This is a genomic window from Alcaligenes sp. PF14 (genome assembly GCF_037150615.1).
In the GTDB taxonomy this organism is placed as follows: domain Bacteria; phylum Pseudomonadota; class Gammaproteobacteria; order Burkholderiales; family Burkholderiaceae_B; genus Alcaligenes; species Alcaligenes phenolicus.
Window position 1 is genome coordinate 1 of sequence record NZ_JBAGRS010000028.1, and the last position, 347, is coordinate 347.

Sequence of the window (347 nt, forward strand, 5' to 3'; positions counted from 1 at the left end):
GATGATGATGAGTTGGCGACGGTCAATATCGTGGCCAACCAGACAGACATCACCGAAGGTGAGGCCGGTACGTTCACGGTCAGCCGTGCCGGTGGTGACCAGGATCAGGTGGCCAAGGTCAAGCTGGGCTTGAACCTGGGCGGTAAGGCCGATGCGGATGACTTCGTGGGTACGTTGCAGGTTCAGGATGCCGATGGCAACTGGATCGATGTGGATCCGAATGCGGAGTATGAAGTGCCTGCCAACGGCGGCTTGCAGCTGCGTGTGGTGACGGCCGATGACAAGGTCTACGAAGGTCCAGAGGACTTCACGGTTGAGATCACGGAGGTGATCAACGCGCTGGAGGG

General features: G+C 59.1%; 1 protein-coding gene. It reads left to right on the plus strand.

The window, feature by feature from the left end:
• A partial coding sequence (locus tag WFM49_RS18540; RefSeq protein ID WP_336974855.1) for a hypothetical protein occupies positions 1–347 on the plus strand: 347 nt, incomplete at both ends.